2 protein-coding genes are annotated in these 8,639 nt (G+C 60.3%); both read left to right on the top strand.

Going from position 1 to position 8,639, the window contains the following annotated elements; genetic code table 11:
* Positions 1 to 7,845 precede the first annotated feature (7,845 nt).
* The gene (locus tag ASF32_RS26645; protein ID WP_244483674.1) at positions 7,846 to 8,088 is read left to right on the top strand and encodes a hypothetical protein; all 243 of its coding nucleotides are present in this window, start codon (positions 7,846 to 7,848) and stop codon (positions 8,086 to 8,088) included.
* Between the two features lie 256 nt (positions 8,089 to 8,344).
* The gene (locus tag ASF32_RS25800; protein WP_162239919.1) at positions 8,345 to 8,509 is read left to right on the top strand and encodes a hypothetical protein; all 165 of its coding nucleotides are present in this window, start codon (positions 8,345 to 8,347) and stop codon (positions 8,507 to 8,509) included.
* The last annotated feature ends 130 nt before the right edge of the window (positions 8,510 to 8,639 follow it).

Raw genomic sequence — 8,639 nt, 5'->3', positions numbered from 1 at the left:
GACGGTGGTGTTGGCACCGGACTGATTGATCGAGACCTCGCTGGCGAAGTCGGCTGCCGTGATGCCGAGACCCGACAGGTCCATGACGTCCTGGCCACCGGTCGGGTCGGCATCGAAGCCGACGATCTGGTCCGATCCGAACCCGGACGCGAACACGAACGTGTCGTTTCCGGCGCCCCCTTTCAGGGTATCGTTCCCGAGGCCGCCGTTCAGACGATCGGCGCCGCTACTCCCGACGAGCGTGTTGGCGAGTTCGTTGCCGGTTAGGCTGAGGCCGCCGACCTTGGCGAAGAGGTTTTCGATCGATTCACCCACCCCCAGGGTGAAGTTGCTGCTGGCGTAGATCTTGTCGGTCCCAGCCCCGGCCGCCTCGTGCACGACGTCGTTCACGCCGTTGACGTAGTAGATGTCGTTCCCTCCAAAGCCGCTGAGGGTATCGGCACCGGCACCGCTGTAGAGCGTATTGACGAGCTCGTTGCCGCCAAGGCTGATGCCGAGGTTTCCCGCCTTGGCGACCAGGGTCTCGACCGATTCACCCGCCCCCAGGACGAAGTTGCTGCTGGCGTAGATCCTGTCGGTTCCGCCCCCTGCCACCTCGTGCACGACGTCATTCAAGCCGTTGACGTAGTAGATGTCGTTCCCCCCAAAGCCGCTGAGGGTATCGGCACCTGCACCGCTTTGGAGCGTATTGACGAGCTCGTTGCCGCCGAGGCTGATACCGAGAGTTCCGGCCCTGGCGACCAGGACCTCGACGGCTTCACCTGCCCCCAGTGTGAAGTTGCTGCTCGCGTAGATCCTGTCGGTTCCGCTACTGGCCGCCTCGTGCACGACATCGCCCAACTGATCGACGTAGTAGATGTCGTTCCCNAGTGTGAAGTTGCTGCTCGCGTAGATCCTGTCGGTTCCGCTACTGGCCGCCTCGTGCACGACATCGCCCAACTGATCGACGTAGTAGATGTCGTTCCCACCAAAGCCGCTGAGAGTATCGGCACCGGCACCGCTATGAAGTTTGTTCGTAAGACCATTGCCCCCAAGGCTGATGCCGAGAGTGCCGGCCCTGGCGATGAGGCTCTCGACTGCTTCACCAGCCCCCAGGATGAAATTGCCGCTCGCGTAGATCTTGTCGGTTCCGCCACCGACCACCTCGTGGACGACATCGCCCAGCTGGTCGACGTAGTAGATGTCGTTCCCCGACCCTCCGGAGAGGTCATCCGCACCGCCAAGACCGTCGAGGACGTCGTTGCCCGCGCCCGCCCGGATGATGTTGGCCCGGCCATCGCCCGTCACGGATTCCGGCGCGACATCGTTGATCGTGATCGTGAAGGTTTTCGTGAGGGTGTATTGCCCATCACGGACGGACACCGTGATGTCGTGGCTCGGCGCCTGCTCGAAATCGATCAGCGTCCGGTCGGCGATGACAATCTTTCCCGTATTGTCGATAGCGAAGCGGCCACCGGCATTGCTCACCAGGGAATAGGTCAGGACGGCCGTATCAGCGTCGACACCGACGACGCTTCCGACGACGGAACTATTAACCCGGTTCTCGTCGGATGAAAGCGGCCCGCCGACGATGTCGGTCGGTTGATCGTTGATGGCGATGACAGGGGCGGTCGGTTCCGATGTGAGCCGTTCGGGAACGCCGAGACCATCGATGAAACTCGCGACAACGCGCAGAGACTGACCTGCCTGGAGGTCGCCGGGCGTGAAGGTTGCGCCGGTTGCGCCGGGGATGTCGCGCCAGTCGGTCCCGTCGAAGGACTGCCATGTCAGCACCAGGGTGCCCGGCCTGATCCCATTGAGATCGTTAAGGCTCAGAACCGCCGCGGTGAGGACCTGCTTCTCGGTGGGCGTCGCATCATTGATCGTCACCGCCCCGGTCGCGATGGCGTTGGTCCCGCTGATCGTGATGGTCTGATCGGCGAATTGCAGCCGCTCGATGTTGCGGATCGTATCGGTGCCATCCGTACCGACGTTGTCGGTCACGGTGCGGCGTCCGCCGCCATCGGGTCCGCTGATCGTGTAATCCGCGACATCGCCCGAGAAGACGGCGGTATCGACGTCGTTGACGCCCACGCCCGTGGTGACGATCTCGCGGACGATGCCGAGCTGACCGGGATTGATCGCCCCGGACAACATCTGCGCCTTGATCTCGTTCAGGCTGTCCACCGAGCGAATGACGGCGCCGCTGCCGTCCTTGTTCGCATGAACCGCGATCCGGACGTTGAGCCAGGCATCGCCGTCGATGAAATCGCTGCCGAGATTGCCGCGGATCAGGTCGCTGCCCGCGCCGCCGAGAAGGATCTCGCCGCCTGTGCTGCCGATACCGGCCCCTCCGCTCGGGTCGAAGACCACAGCGTTCGGCAGGCCCGGCGCCACGTTGAGAAGTCCGCGCAGGCCGGTGATCCTGTCGACGCCCGCCTGGGTGAGCACGTTGACGAAATTCTCACCGATCACGAGCTTGGAAGCACCCGTCAGGGTGTCGTTGAACTTCCATCCCGACAGGCCTTCGACGGAATCGAAGCGGTCTCGAAGGATAATGTTCTCCCGGTTGTCGAAGACGCGGATGCCGAGATCGGAATCCGCCGCGTTCGGATCGCCCTTGTGGATCGACCAGTCGAACCCCTCCATACCGTTGTTGCGCTGAATGCCCGGCCCTTCGACCATGATGTCGTCGCCGTTCTCGCCATCGTAATCCGTATCGTTCCCCTGACCGTTCAGGACGTCGTGGCCCACGATGGTGCTGTTGAAGAAGAGCTGCGAGTTCTCCCCCGAGAGCCCGTCGAAGCCTTCGCCGCCCTCGATCCAGTCGTCGCCTTCGTTGCCCATCAGGTTGTCGGGGGCGCTGCCGCCAAGGATGAAATCGTTGCCCAGCCCGGCAAACACCTCCTTGGTGTCGGTGGTACCCATGATGAAATCCTGACCGGCATCGCCGAACAGCAGATCGAGGCCCGTGCCGCCGTTGATAACGTCGTTGCCGAGGTTGCCCCGCAGCACGTCGTCACCGAATGGATCCTCGATGATATCGTCGCCATCGCCGCCGAAGACGTTATCGGATTCCATGCCGGCATTGAGGTAATCGTCGCCGCCGTCGCCCCAGAGGGTGTCGATGCCCTTGTCGCCGTAGAGCTTGTCGTTGCCCTCGGTGCCTCCGAGGACGAAATGCTCGCCGCCGCTCACCTTGAGCGTGCCGCCGACGTCATGCACCTTACCGTCGACGGTGATCGTGGCGCCGGTGTAACTGCGCACGACCTTGGGATCGATCGCCTGTTGCGATGCCCTGTCCCAGGTCGGATCCGTGCCCTCCTGAGCGATGCCGCGGTCGAGTTCGAGGATGTGATCCGGCGTGGTGAAAAGCGAGCCGTTGAGGTGGGTGGAGTAGAGCCCGCCCAGATCAGTGTTGCGCATCACCAGATCGGTGAAGGTATTCGGCTCGAGATTGTTGAGCAGGTTCAATCCCTGTGTACGGCTTAGGTAGTAGAGCCGGTCGCCGTTCTGCAGATGCTCCATCTGGTATTCGAAGACGAAGTTGAAGGTCGAGCCCAGCATGCCGCCGAACTCGTTCAGCTCCTCGGCCAGGCCGCCAATCCAGAGATCGACCGTGTTGAGACCGCCGAGGTTGCCGCCTGCATAGTCGCCGGTCGCGTTCAGGAAATCGAGTCGATCGCCCGCGACGCCGCTACCATTCTCGTCCACCCCCAAGACCAGTTCCATGGCCGCAACACGCTTGGCATCGACCGTCGTCGCGCCGGCGATGGTCGCATGGGTCCCGTAGGCGGCGATGAAGTTGATGATCGAGGTGGGATTCTTGATGTGCTGTGCGAAGTCTGCCCAGCTCGTATAAGGCTTGAGATCGGGGTCGCCGAAATCAGTATAGAGCTGCTTGCGGGTCTCGTTGAGCGAAGGCACACCGGTGTCGCGGGCGCGGGCGATATTCAGCGCCGCCAGATCGAGCGGCAGGCCGAGCAGGTTGCTGCGCACGTCCTGGACGATGAACTCGTCCATCTCGTTTCCCACGTCGCGGGTCAGGCCCCGGATGATGGCACCGTTCGTCGCGGCGAGATCATGGGCCGTACCGACATACATCTGCGGATTGAGGAACGCTTCGATCAACGTTGCCTGGGCGTTGTCGCCGTTGACGGAGTTCAGGTCGTTGTCGAGCCGGTCCACCGTCCCGGTGAGCATCGAATGGCCGAAGCGGTAGACTACATGCGCAAACTCGGCCACGATCGATGGGTCGATGTCCGCGCTGTTGGTGAAGACGAACGGATCGACGTTCGGCTGAACGCGGCGCGCAAATTCCTCGAAGACGAGATGCTGGTACTGCATTTCGGTGACGAAGCGCGCGGCTTGGAAGAGGCGTTCACCGTCCCATTCGAGTCCTGAGGCGGATGGAGGGATCTGCGTGATGTCCTTCGTCAGCCATTCGTTGATGAAATCGATGTCGCCGGTGGCGAGAATCGTGGCCTTGTTCTCCTCGACCAGACGGTTGTGCTCCGAATGGAAGACGGAATGCACTGCGGTGAGGGCGACGTTCTCGTTGCCGCGCCCGTCGCCGGTCACAAAATGCGCGTCGAGCATTTCGTTGTCGTAGGTCAGCGGATTTCGGTCGTCGGCCACGAGATCGGCCGCATCGATCCTGCCGTCGAAATTGAGGTCCTTCAGATCGTCGAGATCGATGCCACCGCTCTGGTTCGCATCCCGGATGACGCCCGCTCCGGCAGCGAGGTCGGCCGCGTTGCTGACGCCGTCGCCATTGAAATCGAGGCGGTCGTCATCGGCGACCTGTTGCAGCTTCGGAGTTCCCAGATTGTGGTCGTGATCGACGAAGACCGGCTCGGCGTGATGCGCGATGTCGTTGAGGAAGGCGTGGTTGGTGCCGATGGACCCCGCCGTGGTGATGCCCGCGGCGGTTCCTTCCTTGAACCAGGGGGTGTCGTGCGTGGCGTCCGGCGCCATGACCAGCTGAGCGTAGCCGTTCTCGCCGGGAATGAAGCGACCATACTGGTCGGTCTTGAGGAGCGGCACGTTGTGGACGTCGAAATCGCCGAGCCGGATGCCCAGCATCTCGAGCGCCTGGGCCTTGACCTCGGCCCAGTTCCCGATTGCGCCGTCGAGGGATCCGTTGCTCGCCTTGCCGTCGAGGAGGCGCGCGGTCGAGACCGCATGGCCGAGCGTATTCTTCTCGTATTCGCGCAGGAAGACCTGATGAGAAGCATGTGATGTATAGGTCTGGTTCTGGTCGACGAACGATGTCGTCGTGTTCTCATGCTGCGGGACGCCGTTCGCATCGAGCGTCACGGTCGCCCGCGTCAGCGCCATGAAGTTGGTTGGGCTGCCCGGTACGTAAAGCGGGTCGTCGGGCTGCAACGGAATATAGACTGTACCGTTATTGCCCTTGGTGACGAGATCCAGCCCATGGTCGAAGAACTGGCCGAAGAAAGTCATCCAAGAATTAAAGCCCGGGGACAGACCGACATCGGGTGACTGGTTCGGGATCTGGGCGATGTCAGCGTTGGTGACGACCAGCTGGTTGCCCGTCGGTGTCTCCCCGGGGCGGATCGGAACCTTTCCGGGATGATCCGCCTCGAAGGCCGCGAGCGAGAGGGGATTGTTGAACCAGGCGTCGAGGGCCGCCGGGTTGTCGACCGTCATGTTGACGATGAGATTGGAGATGATGCGCGGATCCGCGTCGGCGACGCTGCTGGAGATACCATAATCTGTGTTAGTTATCGTAGGGGCGCCCGATCCAGGAGGACCGAGAGGCATCGTGTCCCCGTCGTCGTCATTCATGAAGACCGGGTCGAGCAGGCGCGGGAACGGATTATCGCCGGCACCGTATTCGGGCTGTAGGAGGTTGTTGTCCTGACCATCGACCGTGCGCAGGCCGTAGGGCGTTAAGGCGGCATCGGCGTCAGACAGGCCGACATAGACAGACTGAATCGCTGCCGTCATCGTCTTGCCGTCGGCATGCGCCTCCGCGATCTTGATCTGCTTGAGTATGAAGCTGAGATCATCTTGATTGACAATGAAACTTGTAGTCATTGCTCCCTCCCCTGATCGAAAGTATTCGATTTTTACGCGATTATATTTGACCTTCGAGTCTTTCAACTGCTCGACGTTTTTAAATATTACGCTCTATGCATCTTTGATATATTCAAGAAATATAAGTTCAATACTTATAAGCGCGGAGATGAATCTCTCAATTGAAGAGCCATCAGCGCAACAAGTGAAAATAAATATAGAAATCGCCGCAATCAAATGCCTATGTCAGTATTACTTCATGGTTTAGGGCGATAATCTAGCGCATATTTTGGCATATAGTCCGAAATAGATGGTCGACAGAGCATTTTGCCTAGTACCGACCATGCCGAAGGGGCGGCAACGGCTCGCCCTCCGGGAGAGTAATGCTGGCGATTTCCCTGCACGAGCCAGCCACCAACGCGGCCATGCTTGTGGTGCGATCGGTTGTTAATACCGAATTGATCTAACGGCTGAGCCCGCACGCGAGCATCATCGTAGAGGCACCGAAAGAATCCGTCACCGAACACTGCATGAGGGCCGACGCCGCGAGGGTAACCAAAGATGGATAGGGCAATAGGCGACTGGCAGCCGATCGACACAGCCAAACCCAAGACATGCAAAGATTTTCTTGTTTCCTGCCCAAATGGATTGGTTACCTTGGCGTGGCTGGCAGACGATGGATGGAGCGACTCCACTGTGCCGGACAACCTCGATCCGCGGCTGGATCCTCAGCCAACGCATTGGATGCCGTTGCCTCAATCGTTTCAGACCGGAGATCCCCCGCCTGGTCTACGCCGGAAAAGGGAGAAAGATGGAGGAAGGTGAGAAATCGAAGATCCATCCTTTGTGCTCATTTTTGCATCGACAATTTTCGACTGTATTGATCTGCTGTTTTCGAATTTATTATAAATTAAAAACGACGAATAAACTACAGCGAATGCAGAGTGAATATTATTTCGAAATTTAAGGATATTCTGGTAGACATTCTAGATCAATAATAATCAATCTATATATCGCATAGCAATATATGAAAATAAACTGTTAACGACAAGTTTGAGTCTATTCAAATTATTTCTGCGTGATTCGGCGGCAGGAAAGACTGTATGGTTAGTGTGCGGAAGGGTGGACGCTTTCTCCCGTCAGAACTGCTTTATGAAACAGCTTACCCTGGCTATCATCATTCTTAAAAGTGACACCGAACGTCCGTTTGTGGGTAGCCGACCTACTTCCGTTCACGGCACGATCCGGATCCAAAGTTCTCACTCCCGCAGCGTCCGCTATCGAGGTGCTGCCAGCGTCGGCTGGACAGCGGCTATATGCGCTAAGCTGTCGATTCGCGGCCCTCGTTCGAACGTCCGTTTCTTAGATCTCGTCGCTTCAAACCGGACCGTCGCAAACCCACCCATTGCGGCCACTCTACCATTCTCACTCGAGGGTTACGGGCACAACTCACCGATAGACGCATAAGCAACAAAGCAACCTAAGCTTGAAATTAAGACTATAATCTTATAATGTGATTGTCGCTGCGGGCTGTTTCGCGGCTGACCGGATGCCCCCGATGACCCTGCCGTTGCGACCACTGCCGCCACCCGAGCCCGACCAACAGCGGGCGGATGCATCCTTCCCCTCACACTCAACGCAAGGCGGCCTCCGGGCCGCCTTCGTTGTTTCTGGAGCCCTTTGATGGCCCTGAACATCACAACCAGCACACCCACTGCCATGCCGCCCGGCCTGGTCCTGTTCGGCCGCGACGAACGGCACCGCCCACACGCCTCACGATTTGCCGTCGGGTAGAAAGCCGAGGCTGAGCGCGCCGCCGGCCTGATGGGCATGCATGTGCTCGAGATCGGCAATGACACCCATTACAGCCTTGCCGCCGGCCTGCCGCAGGGCTGCCTGTTCGGGAGCGGCAAAGCCTTCGTGCCGTTCGTCAAAGCCGAGGTGTTCGACCGGCTCGTCGCGGCAGCGGGCCTGCCCGACATTGCCGCGCCTGTCAGGACCTCAGCCAAGGCCGCTGGCGCCCCTACTGCCCCAGGGGGCGGGGCAAGTAGCGATGCAGGCGCCTGAGGCCCTGGCGGCCGTTTCAAGGCGCCCGCCGATTGGCCCGGCATCAAACTGGGCTGCCTCGTGCTGGCCTGCGCCGGTCCGCAGGAGGGCTGGTTCGAGGCCATCATCATGTACACAAAGGCCGACGACGCTTTTGAGCTTCAATGGCGCGACTGGCCCGACGATCCGCTGATCACCCGGCACCGCAGTGAGCTCGGATTGCTGCCGCCGGGCGCGGTTCAGGGCGCAAAGCAAGAGCCGTGCGCAGCATTACCCCATGAACGTCGAGGCGGATCCCGCCTCGACCACCCGCACCGACCGGGTGCGTGCCCTCAACGATGCCTTCCGCCGGAGCTTTACCGGCGGCCATGTGATGCTTTCGCGCGGGATAGCCACCTTGCCGCCAGAGCAGCGTCGCGAAAGGGGCGCGTTTCATGCCTGACAGAATGGCTCTGTTCGGACCCTGCCTCCCTCAGCCCGGCGCGAGGCCGAGCAGGGTGCCGAGGGGAACGACGAGGGTGAAGCCGCCGTAGAAGCCATCCTTGGCGCGGCGGGCGGTGTAGGGGTTCCAG

Source organism: Methylobacterium sp. Leaf91, from assembly GCF_001422815.1.
GTDB lineage: Bacteria > Pseudomonadota > Alphaproteobacteria > Rhizobiales > Beijerinckiaceae > Methylobacterium.
This window is presented reverse-complemented; position numbering and strand designations above follow the sequence as displayed.

Coding starts and splice junctions, on each gene's coding strand:
- ASF32_RS26645 (WP_244483674.1), top strand. CDS start 7,846: ATGGGCATGCATGTGCTCGAGATCGGCAATGACACCCATTACAGCCTT.
- ASF32_RS25800 (WP_162239919.1), top strand. CDS start 8,345: ATGAACGTCGAGGCGGATCCCGCCTCGACCACCCGCACCGACCGGGTG.